The following is a 24,815-nucleotide window of genomic DNA, read 5'->3' on the forward strand; positions in this document are numbered from 1 at the left end:
GCAGCTTCGCTAAAAAAGCTATTTCACGGATCTGTTCAGATCTTGTGAAATAGCTTCTTGTGGTCATGCAGCTGCAACCGGGCAGGGTTATCGTTTAATTGTAGGTGTGTTCCTCAATCAAGTCATAGACGGGACTGCCGGGCATTTCCTCGGCTTCGACTTCTTGTGCCGGAGATTCGTAGACGTTGTTGTAAGGATTCTCCTCGACTACGTCGTAAGTATGGTTGTCGGGCGCTTGCTCGGCTTCATTCTCTCGGGCTTCCGCTTCGATGTTGTTATACGCGATGTAGCTCTCCGAGTCAGGGGAGTCGTACACGTGATCTTCGACGGGAGCCGATTGCTGAGGGGTCGGAGCCTCGGAGGCGACCGGCGCCGACGGCATAGGTGAAGCGGCTTCCTCCGGACGCGGCTTCGGCTTGATGTCCGATGGCTTCAGACTGTGCCCGTCGGGGCTGCTCGCGGCTTTGGAGAGCAGTTCCTGCATAACGCCGTCTTTCTTGGCGTGAGCGGCGCGCATGTTTCGTTCGGTATCTTTCACGCTGGCATGGTTTTCGTACCCGAGCATTTCCATGGCGGACGCTTGCAAGTTTTTCTCCGTCTTCCAAGCCCCGTTCTCATCCTGGCTCCTCTGCTTGCCGATGAATTCGACTCCGAGCCGTTCCATGGAGACGTTGTTTCTGCCCAGCTGCTGGACGGTTTGCATCATTTGCTCGCTGCCGGGCCGGTAGTGCCCGCTAGCGTCGGATACCATCTCGACTTGACCGTCTCTTATTTGCAGCTCTCCCGCCCCGGCCACATCGTTGCCGGAATGAAAGCTGGAATGATGGAACCGTTCCATCTCGCTTTGTCCAGCCGCTAACGCCTCTGACGAACGAGTCTTGTTCTCCTTGATCGCGTCGGCGGTATGGAAGCTTCCGCCCTCGTCCATAGTGAAAATGTGACGATCTCCTTTGGCGCCCAACGCGGCAGGTCGTTCGGCTCCAATCGTGCTCAGAGGACCGCTTCCGTCTGCATTAATCATCTTTCCTTGCGCATCGAATCCTCTAGCGTAAGGAGCTAGCTCTTGGTCGTCCGCATAGAAGGTCGTGGACGGCAGAGCCGTATGCATGTGAGGGTGAGGCGGGAATAATTGGCTATCGAAAGCGGGCATGGACGCTTCCATTTCTTTCATTTTGAAGCCTTCGGCCGGAGCCGGGGCGGATTGAACGGGCGATTGCGGCGCTGCAGCGACGGACGCTTGCGGAGCCGGAGCCGCAGGAGCGGCGGGGGCGGAAGCCGCGCCGCCGCCTAGCGGCAAGTAGTCGACGTAGCCGGGAGGCAAAGGAGCAGCCGCGCTAGGCGAAGCCGCCGGAGCCGCCGGGGCGGAAGCCGAGCCGCCTAGCGGCAAGTAGTCGACGTAGCCGGGAGGCAAAGGAGCGGCCGCGCTAGGCGAAGCCGCCGGAGCCGCCGGGGCGGAAGCTGAGCCGCCTAGCGGCAAGTAGTCGGCGTAGCCGGGAGGCAAAGGAGCGGCTGCGCTAGGCGAAGCCGCCGGGGCGGAAGCTGAGCCGCCCAGCGGCAAGTAGTCGGCGTAGCCGGAAGGCAAAGGAGCGGCTGCGCTAGGCGAAGCCGCCGGAGCCGCAGGGGCGGAAGCTGAGCCGCCTAGCGGCAAGTAGTCGGCGTAGCCGGAAGGCAAAGGAGCAGCCGCGCTAGGCGAAGCCGCCGGAGCCGCCGGGGCGGAAGCTGAGCCGCCGAGCGGCAAGTAGTCGACGTAGCCGGGAGGCAAAGGAGCGGCCGCGCTAGGCGAAGCCGCCGGGGCCGCAGGAGCGGAATCCGGGCCAGCCGACGGCGCGGCCGGCGGAAAATCAACGTAGCCGTCGCTTGCTGGAGCGGTCATCGCATCCATCGTAGCTTGATTGCCGATTTCCTCTTGCATTTGCAAAGCTGGTTGTTGCTGCCGCTGAGATCCGATAGACAAGGGCCCCCGTTGCGCTCCGCCGCTTGGCCGTGCGCCGATGAATGGGGCATTGCTTCCGGAAACGGCGTTGCTGCGGGCTCTAGGCATGTCTATCGTCTCCATCTTTCAAGATACTTCCATCGTACGCTGTTTCGACTATTTTCGCAATAATGGTTGTCTCAGCCGACGAGCCGGCTTTTGTATCGCAAAACCAATAAAAGAGCTTATTTTTATGCACGGTGCGAGTGAAGCGCGAAGGGAGAGTGACAATCCAAATAACCCGCATTATGATGAATGTAATCTTAATTAACGTGAACAGGGTAACGAAAAGCGCGCTTGGAGAGGAAAGGTGCTGCATGTTCAAAGAAATTTTCGATCTGTTCGTGGCTTTTGGCCGTTCGACGATGTTCGGCTACGGAGGAGGCCCCTCCATTATCCCTTTCTATCAGAACGAAGTCGTCAATCGTTATCATTGGATGAATACCGAGGAGTTCGGACAGGCGCTGGCGTTCGGCAATACGCTCCCCGGTCCGATCGCAACGAAGCTCGCTGCGTATATCGGATATAAGGTGGCCGGATGGGCGGGAGCGTTCGCGGCGGTTACGGCGGTCGTCTTGCCGACTGCGCTTCTAATGGTACTGTTAGTCGGCGTGATGTCCAAGCTTCAGAACAACGCTTATATCAAAGGCATGATCAAGGGGGTACAGCCGGTCATCTTCGTCATGCTCGCGATGCTGGCTTATGATTTCGCCAAATTCGCTTTTCAACGGAGCGGCGGTCCGATCGCCTTTTTGCCGTTCGCCTTGGCTGCCGTTTTTTTCGTGTGCGTGCAGTATTTGAAGCTGAATGCCGTCTGGGGTATCGCAGGCTCGCTTGTCGTCGGCGCGCTGTTCATGAGGGATGCGGGCTAACTCCTATCCCCGACGCTTGAAAGGCGCATATTCTTTTCCGATCACCCTAAGGGTGATTTTTTCGTCATATTAAGAAAGTATAAAATCACTACCCTATTTCAGCGTCTACACAACAAATTCGCCAAAAGAGTGGGAAGGCGTCCCATTGATGAGCGTCTACACAACAAATTCGCCGAAAGAGTGGGAAGGCGTCCCATTGATGAGCGTCTACACAACAAATTCGCCAAAAGAGTGGGAAGGCGTCCCATTGATGAGCGTCTACACAACAAATTCGCCAAAAGAGTGGGAAGGCGTCCCATTGATGAGCGTCTACACAACAAACTCGCCAAAAGAGTGGGAAGGCGTCCCATTGATGAGCGTCTACACAACAAATTCGCCAAAAGAGTGGGAAGGCGTCCCATTGATGAGCGTCTACACAACAAATTCGCCGAAAGAGTGGGAAGGCGTCCTATTGTTACACGACCATAAGGGCAGCCTGTCTACGAAAAAAACGCCTTTCTCCGTCCAGAGGACGCTGAAGGCGTTTTTGCTTGTGTTTTTGGCATCTTCGGGAGGAGCCCTTTATCGTTGAAGCGTGTTATACTGGGTTCATTATGGAGGCGTCGCTTCTAACGGAGCTCATACGCAGATTGAATAGAGGCGGAGGAGAAAAGCGGTGACAATCAAGGCGGTAGTGTTCGATTTCGACGGCACATTAATGGATACGGAAAAATACGCTTACGAGGCTTTTTGCGGCATATACGAGGAATACGGGCACAAGCTCGCGTTGGAAAAGTGGGCCTTGCTCATCGGGACGCACAACGGACCGTTCGATCCTTACGAGGAGTTGTCCGGCCTGACGGGACTAGCGCTGGATCGCGAAGAGCTCAAAAAGAAATTCGAGACGGGCCACTTGGCGCTGCTTCGGGAAGCGGCTCTTCTTCCCGGCGTTAAAGAAGCGTTGGAGGAAGCTCGCGCGAGAGGGCTCAAGATCGGTCTGGCTTCGAGCTCGGATCGGAGCTGGATCGAGACTCATTTGAACAACCAGGGAATCCGTCACTATTTCGAAACGATTCGTTCGAGCGACGATGTGGAGAAGGTGAAGCCCGATCCGGCTTTGTACCGGATGGCTGCAGCCGATTTAGGCGTTCTTCCGGAAGAGGCGGTCGCTGTCGAGGATTCGCGAAACGGCATGCTCGGCGCTCTGAACGCGGGATTGCACGCTATCGTAGTCCCGAACGCGGTGACGCGGCACATGGATTTTTCCGAAGCTAGTCTGGTCGTTCGCACACTGGAAAATCAATCGTTGGCGCAACTGATCGAGCAAGTGGAAGGCCGGATTTCCGCAATATGATAGAGGCTGGAATGCTGGCCGGTTTTCTAGGCACGTCGGTACTTCTTACTTTGATGCCGGGACCGGATATTCTTTTCGTTGTCGGGCTGAGCGCCGCAGGCTCCAAAAGGGATGGCGTTGCCGTCGCGCTCGGCTTATGCTCGGGGCTGCTCGTTCATATTACCGCTGCCGCGCTTGGCATTTCCGCGGTTGTGTACAGTTTGCCTTGGGCGCTCCATCTTGTGAAAGCGGCAGGAGCTTTGTATTTGCTGTACTTGGCTTGGCTGTGCTGGAAGCCATCCGATGGAAGCGGCGACGGCGGTAACGGCGCGGAAGGCGGCGAGGCTGTCGAGCGGTCCTTCGGGAGACTCTATCGGCGAGGGATATGGATGAACGTTCTCAATCCGAAGGTGTCGCTGTTTTTTGTCGCTTTCCTCCCCTCTTTCGTCGTGTCGGAAGGGGAATCGGTTCCTCTTCAAATGCTGACGCTTGGTTTAGTGTTCTTGCTGCAGGCGCTCGTTGTGTTTACTTTGGTCGCCGTATTGGCCAATCGGATCGGCAGCCGATTTTTGCAAAGCGGCGGGATGAGACGATGGGCGAGCAGGGTGGAAGGCGCGCTTTACGCGAGCTTGGCGGCATGGCTTCTGCTTGGCGGGTAAATTAAGAAAGATCGGATTCGGCGAGGGCCGTTATCCGATCTTTTTATTTTTCGCGGGTGGTGGATGCGGTCGAGTGGAGAGGGTGCGAGGATAAATAGCCATGCGCCAGCGGGTTACGGCGCACGTGGAGAGGGTGCGAGGAGAAATAGCCATGCACCAGCGGGTTACGGAGCGCGAGGAGAGGATGCGAGGATAAATAGCCATGTGCCAGCGGGTTACGGCGCGCGTGGAGAGGGTGCGAGGATAAATAGCCATGCGCCAGCGGGTTACGGAGCGCGAGGAGAGGATGCGAGGAGAAATAGCCATGTGCCAGCGGGTTACGGCGCGCGAGGAGAGGGTGCGAGGAAAAATAGCCATGCGCCAGCAAGTTACTACGAGACATTCAAGCTTGTTTGCCCTCGCTCATGCAAGGTACGTACAAGTCATGAGTATGTTATAATAGCGGCATCCTATTTTCGAAAAATAGCTCGCCATGAGGTGCTAATTATGTCTTCGCGATCTCCTAAATACATGCAATTGAAAGAGCAAATATTGTCCTGGATCGCGGGAGGACGCTTTCGCCCGGGGGACAAGCTGCCTTCGGAGAATGAGCTCGCCGAGCAGTTCAGCCTCAGCCGCCAAACGGTGCGCCAATCGATCGGCGAGCTTGTGCAGGATGGGTGGCTCGCGAGAGAGCAGGGCAAAGGGACGTTCGTTACCCGCCTATCTGCCGACCGACGGGTAACCGGCGGCACGCGGACCGTCGGCTTGATCACGACTTATATTTCCGACTACATTTTCCCGTCGATCGTCCGGGGAGTCGAAGCTGCGCTCAAGGATCGCGGTTACCGGTTGCTGCTGTCCAGCACGGATAACCGGAAGGATCGGGAGCGCGAAAGCATCGAGATGATGCTGGGGCAAGCAGTCAGCGGTCTTATCGTAGAGCCGACCAAAAGCGCGGAAGGAAATCCGAACTTCGACAGCTACATGGCGCTCGAAAATCACGGCATCCCGCTTGTTATGATCAACGAACGGTACTCCGACATCGAATGTCCTTGCGTCAAAATGGATGACGAAGGCGCCGGCCACACGGCGGCGAATCATTTGCTCGCTCTTGGCCACCGGCGAATTGCGGGCTTCTTTAAGACGGACGACCTGCAAGGGGTCAATCGGATGAAAGGGTTTGTCCGCGCCCATCGGGAGCAGCGGCTTACGGTCGAAGCCGAGCTACTCGTTCGCTATACGACCGAGGACAAAGAAAACAGACCAGCAGAAGCGCTCAAACAAATGCTGAATTCCCCCGAACGGCCTACCGCTATCGTCTGCTATAACGATCAATTGGCAGTTGCCCTAATGGACGTTATAAGAGAAACGGGTCTCCGCGTGCCCGAAGACCTGTCAATGGTCGGCTGCGACGATTCGTTCCTTGCGACCGCAACGGAAATCAAATTGACGACGATCGAGCATCCGCAAACCGCAATGGGAGAACAGGCGGCGAATCTTCTTATGTCCATTCTCGAAAAAGAAGGACGTCCGGGCAACCAAGGGGCTGTATACCCTCCGAAGCTCATTATCCGTCAATCCACAACCTCGAATGAGTAATATTCGTCTACCTTTGGTATTAATTGCTTTGAAGCCCTGAAGTCTCTCAGACTTCAGGGATTTTTTAATGAGCCCACCGTATATATCGATTGCCAGAATATTCGATGAAACATCAAGTTAATAGTTTTTTATGTTCTCGTATTGCAAAATTCCAATTTTTTCAACATAATTACAGATGACATTAAAAAATGAATTTTTTTATTGAGAATTACAAAAATGAGGAGAATGAATCAGGCATGAAGAAAAGGTTAAGCGCAATTGTATTGTCATTTGCAATAATGTTGTCTTCGTTTCAAATAGCCGATGCGGAGCAGACCGTGCCGGAAGCTGTTGCTTCGCAGACAAATAGCGTAAGGTCGGAAGTGCAGAATGGCACCGTAAATAACGACGAGTCCGGTATCAACAGTGTTTTTTCAGATCAGCAGCTTAAATCTATCAAAGAACGCTTTACTTCGGAGATGCGTTTGCTTTCAGCCTATTATTACCCCGAGCTTGTCAGCTCGTTAAGCCAAGAAGAATTAACGATTTTTCTTTCCCTGGACGATGCAAAGCTAAAAAAAATGTATTTACAATTATCTCAGGACCAGCAAGCCAATCTTGAACGACTAGTCCCGCTCGTCAAACAATATCTCGTTCCTCAAGTAAGTAAAAACATTCAAAGCGAAGCAACGGAAAGAAGCCTAAACGGAAATTCCAAGGCATCGACATCGATTAACGCAACGGCTGCAGCAGCCTCTACCGAGTACTCTTATTCTCCCAAAGACGCCGGCTTTAATTATCAGCAGTCTTTCGAGGGAGATGTCGACCCCGTTTCGAAATCTTTTAATCAAAGCGACATCGATTTATTTTTGAAAGGTGACGTAGGTTTAGACATCGTTTTGGAAAGAAGCTACAACTCGTCGTCTTCGTTTTTTTCTCGTCCGGTCGTAAGTTGCTGCGACTCAAATCAACCATATGATTTTGTTCAAGATGCGGATCTGAACAATACAACAAGCGCGCAGCCTGCATCCTATGGGGTTAACGAAATTGCACCTGGATGGGAATTAAACATTCCAATAATGACTATTGGTTATTTTGATAAGTATGGTATTTATAAAAAAGAAACAAACAATTCAAAATATGAATTTACAACATTTTATGGGTACAACGTTGGCTATAGTAGATTTCAATTGGATGATGGAAACACATATACGTTTGCTTCGAGCACTCTGTTAAACAGCACATATAAAAACGTGACATACTCGGAGACAAAAGACGATTATGTCATTACTGTAGACGATAATGTTTCCTATTATTTTGATAGAGCGACTATGCGGATTAAAATGAAAAGAAATAAAAAGGGAAATTTCGTCACCTATACCTTCAAAAACTATCCCAGCACATCTACGCTTGAAAAATTGACTATCGATCCTTTGGGTCAACCGTTTTACGTGGATATACTGCTTAGCGGAAAAAAAGTATCCGGGTTTCAAGTATTCGATCGAACGAATACGCTGATCAAGCATGTGAAATACAATGTGCCGCGAACTACTACAACTACGCCTCTGACCATACGCAAATTGACAAGGGAAACTACAATAGCGGCAGGCTTGGCTTATTACCAGCTAGAAAGCGTAGTAGATGTCCTTCAGAATAAAACATTAAAAGCGTATACGTACTACAACCCTACTCAGACGCTTGCCGACTTTAATTTAGAGGACGACTGGAAATATTTTATCGATCAAAACGGCAACTATATTCTTGATGTCAAAGATCGCAACGGGAATGGCGTAGAGTCGGCAGAAGTCGTTAGGTTAAATAAGGGTTATTACGGCGAGGTTGCTTATCTGCTGTTAAAGGAAATTACAGATTACACCGGATTCAAGACGACAGTTCAATATTCGACCTACGATAGAAGCTGGCCTCAATATACCGATTACGAAGAAAGCGAGCAGAAACGAGGAACTATTAGAAGTTACGGCGATTTGAACTTGTTGCAGTACATAGGCTATCTACCGGTAGTCAATGTTTTTTATTCGTATACAGATGCAAACGGTCAAACCAAAATTTACACTAACAATTATCAACGAGATTACAGCAGAGCCCAGGAAATATGGAATCGGCCCAAGAGTGTAACTCCAGCTACGACGTATTTGCCTGCTCATCGGCTTGTTAATGCATCGAGTTATCGGAATGGCGATATTCAGAGCAGCTCAATGACTCAAATTTACGAGGGTTTTTCGACCAGCGCTAAGCGGGAGTTCAGGGTTACCAGCAAAGGAACGTTCAAATTGCTTTGGGAAAAGCAAATCAACCAGCTGCCCCAGAACAATTTGAATGTAACTGACGGTTCTAATAACATTTCGTATTCGACTGAGAATATAACCGCTTATCAATATGACGAAGGAACGAACAAGCCTTATCTCATTAAGTCATTGAACGGGGGACAAGGCAATCTGGTCAATGACTTCGGGAGAAGTCTGCCTGGCAACATTGCTAATTTTGCGAATATCCAGAAGCTGGAGTATAACGACTACGGCGATGTGATTTATAAAGAAGACACGCTTGGCAATAAGATGACGGCGCAATACGATGGGATTAAACATCAAGTCAGCTATCAGTCTATCGTTTCGGCGGATGGGAAATCGAAAACCGAAAATACGTTTGAATATAACACAGACTCGACTATAAAAAAAATAACTACAAAACAAACCTATAACGATCCTGCGACACAGTTGCCTGTTGTTAAAAGCTCGACAGAGGAATATGTGTCTTACAATGTCAGGAAGATGCCTACGCAAGTGATCGTTACAGCGGATGGATCCACGCAAGTCATTAATTACTTGTACGATACGAGAGGGTTTCTGGTAATCAAAGAAACTGTTTCCGTTAAATTATCGGACGGGACATTAAAAACGGAAGTATCAAATAGTTATACTTATGATTCATTGAATAGAGTTACATCACAGACCTATCCGGACGGAAGCAAAGTTGTATACACGTACGATTCGCTGAACAGGAAACTGAGCGAATCGTTCATCCCTTCTACCGGAGGGGGAACAAGAACGATCCAATATACGTACGATGACTCGAATAGAACGATAACTAAGATATTGCCGGATGGCGAGAAGATCATCTCAACGTACACACCTTACGGTACAGAAGAAAAAATACAACGAGCAATCGGATCGAATACCAAAGTAATTCAAACCAAGATATTCGACTCTACAGGGATGGTTGTTAAAGCAACGCTGCCATATAACGATCCAACTAAAGGCGAGTATTACAGTTACGGCGAGGACGGTCAAATTCAGACTGTCACAAACGCACTGGGACAAAGTTCAAATTATTACTACTCGAATTCCGTCACAGCCACGGATGGATCGCTCTCGCTGCCGCAAATGACATCGAAAACGGTCGATCAGGACGGGAAGGAAACATGGAGCTATGCCGATCGAGCGGGAAGAGTGGTCAAGCAAGTAGAAAAAAGCGGCAGCAAAACTAGAACAACGCTGCAAGATTACAATGGCGCGGGTCAAGTTACCAAGAGGCAAGTTATTTCAAACGGTCAGCTCCAAACAACCTGGTTTGAATACGATGCAGTAGGAAATTTGATTTATGTTAGAGATGAGAAAGGTCAACAGTACAAGTATACCTACAACTCGTCGAATCAGCTTGAAAGCATTTCAATTAACGGTGTATTGCAAAACCAGAAGCAATATAATGAGCTTGGATGGCTTCTAAAAAGCACAAATGCAAACGGACAAGCTAAAAACTATCAGTACAGAACTAACGGTCTGGTCGAGAAGGTTATTGACGAAGAGGGGCAAATCTCTAATTATTCGTATACCCCGTATAATGAGCAGGAACGGCTTTCCGTTAAAAATGCAACGGGGACGGAGCTGTATTGGCTTCAAAATACATTCGATCCGACGTCAAGGCTCGTAACGGGAATAACCAACAGTGAAAACGAGACTTTGACGTATCGTTACGACAGCTGGAAGCACCTTGATCAACAGACGGTTGCCGGGAAAAAATATTCATTTGCTTACGATGCTTTTGACCGCTTATCCACCGTTGTATACCCTGACAATGCGGCCGTCAACTATTCGTATGATGCCTTAAATCGAATTTCAACCGTATCTTATCCTGACATGGGTGTCGTGAGCTACGGATACAATGTAAGCCAGAACGCCAATAAATATACCGTCACTTATCCTAATGGACTTGTGCAGGAGAAATTGATCGACGGCTTCGACGAGCTTGTCTCGGTAACCCATTCCCGCTCGTCATCTGCTCCCGAATGGACGGAGAGCTTCGGGTTTGACTCATTTGGCAATATTGAAACCATTAATCGCAACGGACAAATATTTAACTATTTGTATGACGGACTGAATCGCATATCCACGGATGTTTCATCACAAAAGGAATATCATTATGATGATCGGGGCAACATTCAATCCTTTGAGCAAAACGGTCAAACGTATTCCTTTGCCTATGATAATTCGAACAGACTAACTCAAGCAGCGTTGCCATCGAATACGATTAATTTCACTTATGATAATCGTGGAAACAGACTTACCGCCAATAGTGACACATATACTTATAATTCTCTTGATCAATTAAAGACGTTCACTAACGGAACCAATCAGGCGTTGTATACTTATTATGGAGACGGGTTGAGGGCAACCAAGAAGGTAAACGGCGTATTAACTCGATTTGTCTACTTGAATGGACGTGTGATCGATGAACTAGATTCCAACGGAAACAGCAAAGCTCGAAATATATGGGGCAATGAGCTGATTTTCAGAAAAGACAATGCAACAAATCAAAAAGGGTACTATTCGTACAATGGGCATGGCGATGTAGTCCGGATAACCGATGCTGCCGGAACGGCCATTAATTCCTATGACTACGACATTTGGGGAATATCACAAGCCAAACGGAAGGGATGTCCAACCTTTCAAATATACCGGCGAGATCCAGGATGACGAATCGGGCTTGATTTATTTACGAGCCAGGTATTATGATCCAAGTATTGGAAGGTTCATTAATGAGGATAGCTATGAGGGGCAGATTGATAATCCGCTGACGTTGAACTTGTATACGTATGTGGGCAATAATCCATTAATATATTCAGACCCATCAGGACATTTTTGGGAAACTATTGTAGATGTAATGAGTATCGGATGGAGTGCCGTTGATTTATGGAATGACCTAGTTGGAGTAATGCAGGGTTCTTAGCTTGGGATATTGCGGCAACAATTATACCTTTTGCCCAGGTTCATATGTGCTAAAAGTAGGTAAAATAACGTTTAAAAGCGGCGAGGAAGCTACATCCTACTACAATAAACTTAAGAAAACACAAGACATTACTTGGAGCCCATATAAAAACAAACATACTTTGGATAGTAAAGTGAAGTGGGACAAAAAGGCTATTCAAAGTACAAAACTGGTTCAGCGAAGTATAAGCCTGGGATCGAAACGAATGCTAGAAAGAATTACATGGGATCAAGGTAAAATAGTAAAAGATAGTAACGGATCTACGTGGAAAATACTAGAGTTCGATGACATTGTAGGTGCTTATCTCGGTAAAGAAACAAAATATGTGGTGGTAAAAGAAAGTGGGGGTAAATACATACATCCTATTAGCGAAGAAGAAGCTAAAGCCTATTGAAAAAATCGTAAAGGAGGGATAACATGTTTGAAGGAATTGATTTTAGCCCAGGCTTAGTAACTTACAATGAAACACAAAACCCAAACTATTTGCATGAAGAAGATCTATTTCAGGTTTCATACAATGAAGACATGTATGTACTGACTTAGGGTGGTATGGAAATGAATTTGCATTAATGTTGATTAGACAGTTAGACTGGTCAAACCCGATATGGGAAAAAAGAACTTCAGATTTACTTGAACTTGAGCCTTTAATGCGTGAATGTTGTTGTGTATGTAAAGAAACTACTTATGTTGAATTAACTGAATAACTTGTTTTTGGTCGAAATGAAAGGGCCGAAACGGCCTATGAACGGAATCAGGGCATTGGATCCACTACTTCATCTTCCTTCGATGTTCCGGCATCGTAATCGGGATAAGTGAGGTGGGGTTACCAAGCCCTTCGTTTTGATCGGGACAAGTTTCGGCTAATTTCATTTTGAGATCGATTTGCGTTCTTCCGTCCAAAAGCACTGTAAACTGGGCTTTGAAAGAGAATTTAAACTGGTAGGGGCTTTTTTAGCCACCCATCGAGCTGCTCTCAGGAAAGACAATGCAACATATCAAAAAGGGTACTATTCGTACAATGGGCATGGCGATGTAGATCCATTAATTCGATTATTCTCCCATTTTACCAACCGTCCCTACTTATGCCAAACCAAGATACAAAAAAACCGAAACCTCCTGGCTCCGGCCTGATCTGTCATTCGCTGGTCTCATACGTGGAAACGAACCCACACTTGCTTCAATTGCTGAACGAAAAACGGATATTTGCGATCTTCCACCTTCGTGCTTACCATCTCCCTCTCACAGGAGACGCATATAAATTCCGTTACAACTTAATGCCTTCTTCTTTTTGTTCTCCGCATATGATGCAGGTTTTCCGTTCGATCGGCTCCATGGACATCCCAGCCTTTAAGTATGATAGCTATCAGTCTGCCCATATTCTATGAAAAAATACGTCTTTCATAGCTTTATTGAGCAAATCTCCCCATAACATTCTAGGCTTATCAAGCCGATAGTAAATTCAGAAGAACCCCTACTTAACAAGGGAGTGAACGTCCATGTCTCCAAGCTCGCCTTCCGTCGTTAGCGAGCCGACTATCTACCATTATAGACTCATTCGCAAAATTACACTCCGGCCCGAGTCCAAATATAGCTATATGGCAACCGCCTTGCTCGGCACCGCCGCTTTAACCGTAGTCTACGGCAATTCGGCTTGGCCGTAGCGGCCGCGTCCTCCGTTATTATGCTGGTAGTGCACGCTATCGTACTTAGACTAACCTTGAGAAGAGTCGACGAGCCCTCCGAAAAAAAATGGACCTTCCGAAGCGATTGGCCCTGGATCGGGCCGCTCCCCATCCTCGATTCGAACCTCGGATTGTTTCGGCGGCTTCACTTTCATTTGATCCTCGTAGGCTGCTGCGTAACCGGGCTGTTCTATCCTTGGGCGTCATCCGCGTGGGTAATTGCCTTGTTGTACTGGCACTTCTGGCTGCTCTCCCCCCGCGAGTCCGTCTATTGTGGTCGCTAAGACGCGAAAAAGGAGACGGCGTCATCCGTCTGGATGGACACGAAATATACTACTACCACAGGTAAGCGCCCCTTTGCGCTTCTTTGACCCTTTTTTCCGCTCACGTAACCGTTCGACGCACGGCTATTGAGCTTCCACACTCTCATTCCGCTTACGTAACCGGCTGAGGCATGGCTATTGAGCTTCCACACTTTCGCTCCTCTCGCATAACCGGCTGACGCATGGCTATTGGGCTTCCATACTCTCATTCTGCCCCACGTAACCGTTCGAGGCACGGCTATTGGGCTTCCACACTCTCGTTCCGCTCGCGCAACCGGCTGAGGCATGGCTATTGGGCTTTGCATATCTTCTTTACGCCCGCGTAACCGGCTGATTCCCGGTTAACGAGGATACTCTCGGCGAAATCACTAACAAACATTGTATATAGAAAAAGACACCCTCCTAAGAAGGTGTCTTTTCGTTTGCCTGGCGACGTCCTACTCTCCCAGGACCCTGGGTCCAAGTACATTGGCTGCTGGCTGGCTTACGGTCGTTGTGATGGGTACGCGTACGCGAGTCCGCTCTCATCTCACCAGACCGATCGTGCGACGAAGTCGTCACGAGCCGCATGGCTGCAGGCTGTATAGCTGTGCTATACGTTGCAGTCGTGCGTTGTTTCAAGGCTTGCGCCCTGAAAACCGGATGCGAAAACGAAATGAGCGATTAACATCGTCTTACCTGTGTTTGTTAGGATAAGCCCTCGACCGATTAGTACTCGTCAGCTGCACACGTTGCCGCGCTTCCACCCGAGCCTATCAACCTGGTGTTCTTCCAGGGGTCTTACATACTGGGAAATCTTCGTCTTGAGGCGGGCTTCAGCGCTTAGATGCTCCAGCGCGCTTGGCTACCAGCTTGCTTCTGGCGGAACAACTGGTACTGGCACAACAACGCACAGCGGCGCGTCCATCCCGGTCCTCTCGTACTAAGGACAGCCCTCTCAAATTTCCTACGCCCGCGACAGATAGGGACCGAACTGTCTCACGACGTTCTGAACCCAGCTCGCGTACCGCTTTAATGGGCGAACAGCCCAACCCTTGGGACCTACTTCAGCCCCAGGATGCGATGAGCCGACATCGAGGTGCCAAACCTCCCCGTCGATGTGGACTCTTGGGGGAGATAAGCCTGTTATCCCCAGGGTAGCTTTTATCCGTTGAGCGATGGCCCTTCCATTCGGTACCACCGGATCACTAAGCCCGACTTTCGTCCCTGCTCGACTTGTAGGTCTCGCAGTCAAGCTCCCTTATGCCTTTGCACTCTTCGCGCGATTTCCAACCGCGCTGAGGGAACCTTGGGGCGCCTCCGTTACTCTTTAGGAGGCGACCGCCCCAGTCAAACTGGCCGCCTGACACGGTCCCTCCACCCGATAAGGGTGGCAGGTTAGAACTCCGATACGATCAGGGTGGTATCCCAACGGCGCCTCCACCTAAGCTGGCGCTCAGGCTTCCAAGGCTCCCACCTATCCTGTACAGACCGTACCAAAGTTCAATATCAAGCTCCAGTAAAGCTCCATGGGGTCTTTCCGTCACGTCGCGGGTAACCTGCATCTTCACAGGTACTAAAATTTCACCGGATCTCTCGTTGAGACAGCGCCCAAGATCGTTACGCCATTCGTGCGGGTCAGAATTTACCTGACAAGGAATTTCGCTACCTTAGGACCGTTATAGTTACGGCCGCCGTTTACTGGGGCTTCGGTTCACAGCTTCGGGTTGCCCCTAACCGCTCCCCTTAACCTTCCAGCACCGGGCAGGCGTCAGCCCGTATACTTCGCCTTACGGCTTCGCACAGACCTGTGTTTTTGCTAAACAGTCGCTTGGGCCTCTTCACTGCGGCCCCTCGTGCTATTCACACTACCGGGGCACCCCTTCTCCCGAAGTTACGGGGTCATTTTGCCGAGTTCCTTAACGAGAGTTCTTTCGCGCGCCTTAGACTATTCATCTCACCCACCTGTGTCGGTTTACGGTACGGGCACCTTCATCTGGCTAGAGGCTTTTCTTGGCAGCGTGAGCACGGGACCTTCGGTACTGCAATTTCCCTCCCCATCACAGCTTGAGGTTACGTAGCACGGATTTGCCTATGCTACCTCTTGCTGCTTGGACGAGCTCTTCCATCCGCTCGCGTCCTTGCCTCCTGCGTCCCCCATCGCTCGTAACGATTTACGGTGGTACAGGAATTTCAACCTGTTGTCCTTCGACTACGCCTTTCGGCCTCGCCTTAGGTCCCGACTTACCCTGGGCGGACGAACCTTCCCCAGGAACCCTTAGGTTTTCGGCGGATCAGATTCTCACTGATCTTTTCGTTACTCATACCGGCATTCTCACTTCTATGCAGTCCACCAGTCCTTACGGTCTGACTTCTACCCGCATACAACGCTCCCCTACCCAAGTACATTGCTGTACATGCCATAGCTTCGGTGGTGTGTTTAGCCCCGTTACATTTTCGGCGCAGAGTCACTCGACCAGTGAGCTATTACGCACTTACTACTCTAAATGGTGGCTGCTTCTAAGCCAACATCCTGGTTGTCTTCGCAACTCCACATCCTTTCCCACTTAACACACACTTGGGGACCTTAGCTGATGATCTGGGCTCTTTCCCTCTTGACGACGGATCTTAGCACTCGCCGTCTGACTCCCGAGTATACATACATGGCATTCGGAGTTTGACTGGACTTGGTAACCCTTGGCGGGCCCCGCACCCAATCAGTGCTCTACCTCCATGATGCTTAACCTCGAGGCTAGCCCTAAAGCTATTTCGGGGAGAACCAGCTATCTCCGAGTTCGATTGGAATTTCTCCCCTACCCCACGTCATCCCAGAGCTTTTCAACGCTCACGAGTTCGGGCTCCAGTGCGTGTTACCGCACCTTCACCCTGCACAGGGGTAGATCACACGGTTTCGGGTCTACGACCACGTACTTATTCGCCCTATTCAGACTTGGTTTCCCTTCGGCTCCGCCTCTTCAGCTTAACCTTGCACGTGAACGTAACTCGCCGGTTCATTCTACAAAAGGCACGCCATCACCCCTAGATCGGGCTCTGACTTCTTGTAAGCGCACGGTTTCAGGTTCTTTTTCACTCCGCTCCCGCGGTGCTTTTCACCTTTCCCTCACGGTACTGGTTCACTATCGGTCGCCAGGGAGTATTTAGCCTTGGCAGATGGTCCTGCCGGATTCCCACGGGTTTTCTCGTGTCCGCGGTACTCGGGATCCGTCTCGGAGGGAGCAGACTTTCGACTACAGGGTTGTTACCTTCTTTGACGGGACTTTCCAGTCCTCTTCGTCTACCCTGCTCCTTTGTAACTCCATGTGAGACGTCCCACAACCCCTAAGAGCAAGCTCTTAGGTTTGGGCTAATCCGCTTTCGCTCGCCGCTACTGACGGAATCACTCTTGTTTTCTTCTCCTCCGGGTACTTAGATGTTTCAGTTCCCCGGGTATGCCTCCAATGACCTATGTATTCAGTCAAGGGTAACTGCGCATTACCGCAGCTGGGTTTCCCCATTCGGAAATCCCCGGATCAAAGCCCACTTACGGCTCCCCGAGGCATATCGCTGTTCGTCGCGTCCTTCTTCGGCTCCTGGCGCCTAGGCATCCTCCGTGCGCCCTTATTAGCTTAACCTGTTGCAACTGTTAGCGTTAGCCAAAGGCTAATGCTCCGTTGTCAACTTCTTGATTCACAACTTCCGTTGCAAACCAACAGCAAGTAAGGCGAATGATGTCTTTCGCGCATTTCGTTTTCGCTATCCGGTTTTCAAGGTACAAGATGATACCTAATTGAAGGAATTGATCCTTCAAAACTGAACTCGAGCGCAATACGGATTGCCACCTCGCTGACGCGAGCTGTGGACTTTGTTAGCCCTTGCGGGCTCCTTAGAAAGGAGGTGATCCAGCCGCACCTTCCGATACGGCTACCTTGTTACGACTTCACCCAATCATCTACCCCACCTTCGGCGGCTGGCTCCCTTGCGGGTTACCCCACCGACTTCGGGTGTTGTAAACTCTCGTGGTGTGACGGGCGGTGTGTACAAGACCCGGGAACGTATTCACCGCGGCATGCTGATCCGCGATTACTAGCAATTCCGACTTCATGCAGGCGAGTTGCAGCCTACAATCCGAACTGAGACCGGCTTTGCTGGGATTGGCTCCGGATCGCTCCTTCGCAGCCCGTTGTACCGGCCATTGTAGTACGTGTGTAGCCCAGGTCATAAGGGGCATGATGATTTGACGTCATCCCCGCCTTCCTCCGGTTTGTCACCGGCAGTCAACCTAGAGTGCCCACCTTAACGTGCTGGCAACTAAGTTCAAGGGTTGCGCTCGTTGCGGGACTTAACCCAACATCTCACGACACGAGCTGACGACAACCATGCACCACCTGTCTCCTCTGTCCGAAGGAAAGGTACATCTCTGTACCGGTCAGAGGGATGTCAAGACCTGGTAAGGTTCTTCGCGTTGCTTCGAATTAAACCACATACTCCACTGCTTGTGCGGGTCCCCGTCAATTCCTTTGAGTTTCAGTCTTGCGACCGTACTCCCCAGGCGGAGTGCTTAATGTGTTAACTTCGGCACCGAGGGGTGGACCCCCCCAACACCTAGCACTCATCGTTTACGGCGTGGACTACCAGGGTATCTAATCCTGTTTGCTCCCCACGCTTTCGCGCCTCAGCGTCAGTTACAGTCCAGAGAGCCGCCTTCGCCACTGGTGTTCCTCCACATCTCTACGCATTTCACCGCTACACGTGGAATTCCGCTCTCCTCTTCTGCACTCAAGTCTCCCAGTTTCCAGTGCATCACGGGGTTGAGCCCCGCACTTAGACACCAGACTTAAAAGACCGCCTGCGCGCGCTTTACGCCCAATAATTCCGGACAACGCTTGCCCCCTACGTATTACCGCGGCTGCTGGCACGTAGTTAGCCGGGGCTTTCTTCTCAGGTACCGTCATCGAATGTGCAGTTAACACACCCTTATTCTTCCCTGGCAACAGAGCTTTACGACCCGAAAGCCTTCCTCACTCACGCGGCGTTGCTCCATCAGGCTTGCGCCCATTGTGGAAGATTCCCTACTGCTGCCTCCCGTAGGAGTCTGGGCCGTGTCTCAGTCCCAGTGTGGCCGTTCACCCTCTCAGGTCGGCTACGCATCGTCGCCTTGGTGAGCCGTTACCCCACCAACTAGCTAATGCGCCGCAGGCCCATCCCTAAACCACAGATTGCTCCGTGTTTCCCAAGCCCGTCATGCGACAAGCTTGCGTATCCGGTCTTAGCATTCGTTTCCGAATGTTATCCCAGTCTTAGGGGCAGGTTGCCTACGTGTTACTCACCCGTCCGCCGCTAACCTTATCGGGAGCAAGCTCCCTCCAAGATCCGCTCGACTTGCATGTATTAGGCACGCCGCCAGCGTTCGTCCTGAGCCAGGATCAAACTCTCCATTAAAGTGTTACACTTTATTGAAGAACCTCGATGGCTCTTTCAAAGCTGGTCTTACTTTTTGGTCCTTCCGACTCGGCCTAAGCCTTGTCTTCAGGGATCCGTATTACGCTCGATGTTCAGTTTTCAAGGAGCAATCGCTTGGCTTCTCAGCCTCGCTTTTTTTCGTATCGCTCAGCGGCGACTTAAATAATATATCACGCTCAGATATCGAATGCAACTGTTTTTTTAACTTATTTTGAATTCTTTTTTCTAGCCGCTTACTATACCCTATTGACCGCCCGTCCGCACTAGTACACAAAGAAGAAATCTGTGAGTATGTCGACTTGTAACGAAAGTAGTTAAAGGAATTCCTATAGAAAAGAAAAGACCGAATCAAGCGCTATGACCCGCCTGATTCGGTCTAAAGATATGCCTCTTAATTCGAAGTAAATACTTCGCAGATAAACAACTTTCGGTCTTGAGCCAAATTCACGATCTGTCCGTGAATCGACACCATCGGCCTCGTCGGATGATTCCGATCGCTAAAGACGATCTCGCCCAAACGACCGTCGTTCAGCCTAACGAACAATCCGTTATGGAACTGGGTCGTCCTCTCGATGAAAGTCTGCACGTATACCGGATCCAATTTTCCAAAAGAACCGGCATGCAGCTCTTCGAGTACGAGATAAGGCGACTCGGCTTTTCGATAGTGACGGTTGGACGTCATAGCGTGATACATATCGGCGATGGCGACGATTTTGGCGTAGGGGTGAATCTTATCGCCCTTAAGCTTCATCGGATAGCCGCTGCCGTCGATCCGCTCGTGATGCTGAAGCGCCGATAGCCAGATGCCTTGATTGAGAGAAGTTACGTTCTCAAGCAGTCGGAAGCCGTGAAGGGTATGCTGCCTCATTTCAAGCATCTCGTCGTTGGTCAAACGAGACGGCTTGTGCAGAACTGCGGAATCGACCTTGGTATTGCCGATGTCGTGAAGCAAGCCGGCCATAGCAATCGGAAACAAGTCCTTCTCCGGGAACTTGTTCCACTTGGCAAGCGTGTAGGAAGTCATCGCGCACAACACGCTATTCCGAATGAGGACGTCCGTCTTTCCTTCCGATGGCGGAAGGTAGAAGGTCAGTATATTATACTCGTCTATTCGGCTGAGCAGAGCGCTGAGCCCGTTGCGCACGTCCAGGACCGGGATTTTCAAGCCGGACTGGACCATGGAGAACACTCGTTTCAGCAACAGCTCCATATGAACGAATTGTTGCTGAAGCGGAGTCTGCTTGATGTCCGAAGCGTTCGCTGCAAGCTCGTCCGCAGGCAGGTCCATTTCGTTCTCATCCAGACCGCTCCGTGATACCTCCACGCTAGCGATGAGGTACGCTTGCAAGATTTCCAGATCGCGCTCGGACAGCGCCCTTCCTTTTTGCAGAAGGATGCTGCCCAAAGCCGTTTGAACATCGCTCCCAAGCCGATCTCCGGCCTGAACCTGGGAAGTGGGGATGATTGGCATGCTATCCCTCCTATTCCGTCTCTCCTTCGATGCTGTCTTCCGATTCGTCTTGGTCGTCGTCTTCGCTGCGAGGCGCGCGAGTGACCGTTGCCACGGCATCCTCGTCGCGAATATTAATGAGCTTCACGCCTTGCGTGATACGTCCCATCGAGTTAATGCCGGACATGCTTGTCCGAATAAGCGTTCCGGAGGTCGTCATAATCATCAAATCCTCATCGTCATGAACGACCTTCAGGCTGACGATATCGCCGTTCTTCTCCGTCACGTTCAACGTCTTAATGCCTTTGCCGCCGCGCGTTTGGATGCGGTATTCGGTCATCGGAGTCCGCTTGCCGTAGCCTTTGGCGGTTACGATCAGCACATCCTCGTTCGGTTCGACGACGTCCATATCGATAACGTTATCGTCATCGTCAAGCTGAATGCCCTTGACGCCCGTAGCGGAACGTCCCATCGAGCGGACATCCTTCTCAGGGAAACGAATGGACATCCCTTGACGCGTTCCCATAATGATCTCTTGCTCGCCGTCCGTCAGCTTAACTCCGATCAGATCGTCGTCTTCGCGCAAGGAAATGGCGATCAGACCGACTCTTCGGATGTTGGAATAATCGTCGAGCGGCGTTTTCTTCACAATCCCGTTACGGGTAGCGAAGAACAAGTATTTGTTCGGCTCGAACGCTTCGACCGGAATGACCGCGTTGATCGTCTCTCCCTGTTCGATCTGAATCAGGTTAATGATCGGCGTTCCCTTGGCCGTACGGCTAAGATCCGGAATTTCGTAAGCCTTCAGACGGAACACGCGGCCTTTGTTCGTAAAGAACAACAAGTAATGGTGCGTATTGGAAATGAATAGGTTCTCGACGAAATCCTCGTCCTTCGTTCCCATTCCCGTTACGCCCCGTCCGCCCCTCTTCTGGCTGCGATACGTCGAAACCGGAAGACGCTTGATATAACCGGAATGGCTCATCGTAATAACGACGTCATCGCGCGGTATCAAGTCTTCGTCCAGAATCTCTTCGTCGCTATGCGTAATTTCCGTACGTCTCTCGTCTCCGAACTTGAGCTTGATCTCTTCGAGCTCGTCGTAAATGATGTCCAGCACGAGCGCCTCATCTCCGAGAATCGCTTTGTATTCGGCGATCTTCTGCATCAACTCGGCATATTCCTGCTCGATCTTGTCGCGTTCCAGTCCGGTCAGACGCTGAAGCCGCATATCAAGAATGGCTTGCGCTTGATCATGCGACAGACCGAATCGGGTAATCAAGCCTTCGCGGGCAATTTCAGCGGTTTGGGATGCGCGGATCAAGGCGATAACCTCGTCCAGATGATCAAGCGCGATCCGCAACCCTTGCAGGATATGCGCGCGCGCTTCGGCTTTCTTCAGATCGAACTCGGTCCGTCTGCGGATAACTTCGATCTGATGCTCGATGTAGTAATACAACGCATCGCGCAAGTTAAGCAGCTTTGGCTCCTTGTTCACGATCGCAAGCATGTTAACGCCGAACGTGGATTGCATCGCTGTTTGTTTGTATAGATTGTTCAGCACAACGCTCGGATTGGCATCGCGCCGAAGCTCGATGACGACCCGCATTCCGTTGCGGTCGGATTCATCGCGCAGGTCGGTAATGCCTTCAAGCTTCTTATCCCGAACGAGCTCGGCGATCTTCTCGACAAGCCGGGCTTTGATTACTTGGTAAGGAAGCTCGTGAACGATAATCCGGGCTTTGCCGCCAACCTCTTCGATCTCGGCGCGGGCTCTCATCGTGACGGAGCCTCGACCTGTCGTGTAAGCTTGACGAATTCCTTGGCGACCGAGTATGAGGCCGGCCGTCGGAAAATCCGGACCCGAAATAAACTCCATCAAATCGGCAGCGGTCAATTCCGGGTTGCGAATCAGCGCCTGCGTGCCGTTAATGACTTCGCGCAAATTATGCGGCGGGATATTCGTCGCCATCCCAACGGCAATACCGGTATTGCCGTTAACAAGTAAATTCGGATATCGAGCCGGAAGTACGGACGGCTCTTGCTCTTCGCCGTCGTAGTTCGGAATAAAATCGACGGTTTCCTTGTTGATGTCCCGCAGCATCTCCAATGCGATCTTGGACATCCGCGCTTCGGTATATCGCATAGCGGCAGCAAAATCGCCGTCGATCGAGCCAAAGTTGCCATGACCGTCGACAAGCATGTAACGAAGCGAGAAGTCTTGCGCCATCCGCACCATGGCTTCATAAATCGATGAATCCCCGTGAGGATGGTATTTGCCGATTACTTCGCCGACGATCCTGGCGGATTTCTTATACGGCTTGTCCGGTGCCATTCCAAGCTCGGACATGGCATATAGAATACGCCTATGAACCGGCTTCAGACCGTCGCGCACGTCCGGAAGCGCCCGGCTTACAATGATGCTCATTGCATAGTCCATGAACGATTCCCGCATCTCGACCCCTATATCGCGGTCGCGGACTTGGAAGCGTTGCTCTTCAGCCATGTAGATCCTCCTACGTCAAATACGAATTTCAACTCGCACGAGCGCCGTTAAATCGACACACGGCACGGCATATTCCGTCATAAACTAAAAAGCACGAATAATTCCATTATAGCATAATGTCGAGGGAAAGGTTGGATGAACCCATCATGCGAATCCAGCGCGTCCTCAGCAAATGGGCGAAAACCGAGACGCTTCTAAAAGACCCGGCGGTAGCCGAATACGTCCCCGTCACAAGCCACTTTAACCGCCTAACCGTGAAGGAGCTTCTCGACCGTTTCGAGATGATTTACGTGAAGCCGGTACAAGGCACTTTCGGCAAGGGCGTCATCCGGTTGGAAAAGAGAACGGAAGGAGCGGCACCATACTTTTTTCAATCCGGCGAAAAAAAGTATGAGTTCCTTTCATTCGATGAAATGTACGATCGGCTAGTAGCCGTGAAGCGCAAACGAAGCTACCTAGCCCAGCAAGGAATTCCGCTACTTAAGCACAAGGGCCGCCGATTCGATCTGCGCTCCATGGTTCAAAAAAACCCGCAAATCGCTGGGAAACGACGGGGTTGATCGGCAGGCTGGGCCATCCTCGCAAAATCGTAACCAACTATCATAGCGGAGGAACCCCTCTGCCAATTGAACGGCTACTTGCAACGCATGTTCCGGACCACGTGCTCCCTTCCTATCTCAACGGGATTCGCAAGCTCAGCGTTCAAGTGGCTGCATCGTTGGAGAAGAGATATCCGAGGATTAAGGAAATCGGAATCGACTTCGCCATCGACGAGCAATTAAAGCCATGGATACTCGAAGTCAACACGTTGCCCGATCCGTACATCTTCAAAAAATTGCCGTCCCGAAGCGTATTTAAGCGTATTTACAGCTACTGTGTCGCATACGGTCGATTCCGGCGAAAGCGCCGTTAATCCGCAGGGGGTATCTCCAGAAGAGATACCCCCCAATTTGTCTATACGTCCAGGTTCTTGACCATCTTAGCGTGTTGTTGAATAAACTCGCGTCTTGGCTCGACGTTGTCGCCCATCAACGTGTCGAAAATAAGGTCCGCATGCATGGCGTCTTCGATCCGCACTTGCAGCATCGTCCGGCTGTCCGGATCCATTGTCGTCTCCCACAGCTGCGACGCATTCATCTCTCCGAGACCTTTGTAGCGCTGGATACTCAACTTCACGCCTTCTCCGAATTGAGCGATAATCTCGTCGCGCTCCTTCTCGGACTGGGCGTAGCGAATGACCTTGTTGCGCTCGATCTTGAACAGCGGCGGCTGAGCGATGTAGACGTAGCCTTCCTCGATCAGCTTGCGCATGTACCGGTAGAAGAACGTCAGCAAGAGCGTACGTATATGAGCTCCGTCGACATCGGCATCGGTCATGATGCAAATTTTGTGATAACGGGCTTTCGTAATATCGAAATCGTCGCTAATCCCCGTTCCGAGCGCCGTAATGATCGCCCGAATTTCGAGATTGGACAATATTTTGTCCAGACGAGCCTTCTCGACGTTCAAAATTTTTCCCCGCAAAGGAAGAATCGCTTGGAAATGCCGATCCCGTCCTTGCTTGGCCGATCGCCTGCGGAGTCCCCTTCGACGATGTACAATTCGCTGATGGAACGCGTCCTTCGAGGAGCAATCGGCCAGCTTGCCCGGCAGAGAGCTGACTTCGAGAGCGCTTTTGCGGCGAGTCAATTCGCGAGCCTTCTTTCGCCGCTTCCCGCGCACGAGCGGCTTGCTGCGATTTCTCGACTACCTTGCGA

General features: G+C 50.9%; 14 protein-coding genes, 2 rRNA genes and 2 pseudogenes. 11 read left to right on the forward strand and 7 right to left on the reverse strand.

All coding sequences use genetic code 11. The features are described from left to right. Positions 1 to 94 precede the first annotated feature (94 nt). Positions 95 to 2,041, reverse strand: coding sequence for a hypothetical protein (locus D3H35_RS11090; RefSeq protein WP_119149297.1), 1,947 nt, complete (start codon positions 2,039 to 2,041; stop codon positions 95 to 97). A 248-nt stretch (positions 2,042 to 2,289) separates the two neighbouring features. On the opposite strand from D3H35_RS11090, the gene D3H35_RS11100 reads away from it, so the two are divergent. The 9 genes from D3H35_RS11100 to D3H35_RS33465 all read left to right on the forward strand — a co-directional run bounded on the left by D3H35_RS11100 (position 2,290) and on the right by D3H35_RS33465 (position 12,201). After that, the gene (locus tag D3H35_RS11100; RefSeq protein ID WP_119149301.1) at positions 2,290 to 2,844 is read left to right on the forward strand and encodes a chromate transporter; all 555 of its coding nucleotides are present in this window, start codon (positions 2,290 to 2,292) and stop codon (positions 2,842 to 2,844) included. A gap of 148 nt (positions 2,845 to 2,992) precedes the next feature. Beyond that, positions 2,993 to 3,415, forward strand: coding sequence for a hypothetical protein (locus D3H35_RS11105; RefSeq protein WP_119149303.1), 423 nt, complete (start codon positions 2,993 to 2,995; stop codon positions 3,413 to 3,415). A gap of 84 nt (positions 3,416 to 3,499) precedes the next feature. Next, positions 3,500 to 4,177 carry an HAD family hydrolase gene (locus D3H35_RS11110; RefSeq protein WP_119149305.1) on the forward strand — a complete coding sequence of 226 codons (678 nt, stop codon included), beginning with the start codon at positions 3,500 to 3,502 and terminating at the stop codon, positions 4,175 to 4,177. Then, the gene (locus D3H35_RS11115) at positions 4,174 to 4,815 is read left to right on the forward strand and encodes a LysE family translocator (protein WP_233567870.1); all 642 of its coding nucleotides are present in this window, start codon (positions 4,174 to 4,176) and stop codon (positions 4,813 to 4,815) included. Before D3H35_RS11110 ends, D3H35_RS11115 begins: the two co-directional genes overlap by 4 nt. Before the next feature lie 486 nt (positions 4,816 to 5,301). Then, complete coding sequence (locus D3H35_RS11125; protein ID WP_119149309.1) at positions 5,302 to 6,396, forward strand: GntR family transcriptional regulator; 1,095 nt, start codon at positions 5,302 to 5,304, stop codon at positions 6,394 to 6,396. Between the two features lie 236 nt (positions 6,397 to 6,632). Then, positions 6,633 to 11,366: an RHS repeat domain-containing protein gene (locus D3H35_RS11130; RefSeq protein ID WP_158594069.1), complete on the forward strand. Its 4,734-nt coding sequence runs from the start codon at positions 6,633 to 6,635 to the stop codon at positions 11,364 to 11,366. After that, on the forward strand, positions 11,284 to 11,619 hold the full coding sequence (locus tag D3H35_RS34790; protein WP_158594070.1) for an RHS repeat-associated core domain-containing protein: 336 nt from the start codon (positions 11,284 to 11,286) through the stop codon (positions 11,617 to 11,619). Before D3H35_RS11130 ends, D3H35_RS34790 begins: the two co-directional genes overlap by 83 nt. 1 nt (position 11,620) lies before the next feature. After that, positions 11,621 to 12,052 carry a hypothetical protein gene (locus D3H35_RS11140; protein WP_119149315.1) on the forward strand — a complete coding sequence of 144 codons (432 nt, stop codon included), beginning with the start codon at positions 11,621 to 11,623 and terminating at the stop codon, positions 12,050 to 12,052. A gap of 23 nt (positions 12,053 to 12,075) precedes the next feature. Then, positions 12,076 to 12,201, forward strand: coding sequence for a hypothetical protein (locus D3H35_RS33465; RefSeq protein WP_267901377.1), 126 nt, complete (start codon positions 12,076 to 12,078; stop codon positions 12,199 to 12,201). 605 nt (positions 12,202 to 12,806) lie between these two features. Here D3H35_RS33465 and D3H35_RS34115 read toward each other — a convergent pair. Beyond that, entirely contained in the window at positions 12,807 to 12,890 is an 84-nt protein-coding gene (locus D3H35_RS34115) for a hypothetical protein (protein WP_325050049.1), read from the reverse strand. A 264-nt stretch (positions 12,891 to 13,154) separates the two neighbouring features. Here D3H35_RS34115 and D3H35_RS30740 point away from each other — a divergent pair, with 264 nt between their 5' ends. Next, positions 13,155 to 13,319, forward strand: a complete 165-nt coding sequence (locus D3H35_RS30740) for a hypothetical protein (protein WP_158594071.1) — start codon at positions 13,155 to 13,157, stop codon at positions 13,317 to 13,319. Between the two features lie 1,032 nt (positions 13,320 to 14,351). Here the strand turns inward: D3H35_RS30740 and D3H35_RS11155 are convergent. The 4 genes from D3H35_RS11155 to gyrA all read right to left on the reverse strand — a co-directional run bounded on the left by D3H35_RS11155 (position 14,352) and on the right by gyrA (position 23,058). Beyond that, a 23S ribosomal RNA gene (locus D3H35_RS11155) occupies positions 14,352 to 17,274 on the reverse strand. A gap of 255 nt (positions 17,275 to 17,529) precedes the next feature. Next, positions 17,530 to 19,081 (reverse strand): 16S ribosomal RNA (locus D3H35_RS11160). The 16S and 23S rRNA genes sit together here, the layout of an rRNA operon. Before the next feature lie 412 nt (positions 19,082 to 19,493). Beyond that, positions 19,494 to 20,573, reverse strand: coding sequence for an HD-GYP domain-containing protein (locus tag D3H35_RS11165; protein ID WP_119149318.1), 1,080 nt, complete (start codon positions 20,571 to 20,573; stop codon positions 19,494 to 19,496). Positions 20,574 to 20,583: 10 nt separating this feature from the next. Further along, positions 20,584 to 23,058 carry a DNA gyrase subunit A gene (gyrA, locus tag D3H35_RS11170; RefSeq protein WP_119149320.1) on the reverse strand — a complete coding sequence of 825 codons (2,475 nt, stop codon included), beginning with the start codon at positions 23,056 to 23,058 and terminating at the stop codon, positions 20,584 to 20,586. A 146-nt stretch (positions 23,059 to 23,204) separates the two neighbouring features. Between gyrA and D3H35_RS34120 the strand changes: the two are divergent. After that, a pseudogene (locus tag D3H35_RS34120) lies at positions 23,205 to 23,971 on the forward strand (YheC/YheD family protein). Between the two features lie 41 nt (positions 23,972 to 24,012). On the opposite strand, the pseudogene D3H35_RS11180 reads toward D3H35_RS34120, so the two are convergent. Then, positions 24,013 to 24,815: pseudogene (locus D3H35_RS11180) on the reverse strand (toprim domain-containing protein); the annotation flags it as partial.

It is taken from the genome of Cohnella faecalis (genome assembly GCF_003570905.1).
GTDB classification, from domain to species: domain Bacteria; phylum Bacillota; class Bacilli; order Paenibacillales; family Paenibacillaceae; genus Cohnella; species Cohnella faecalis.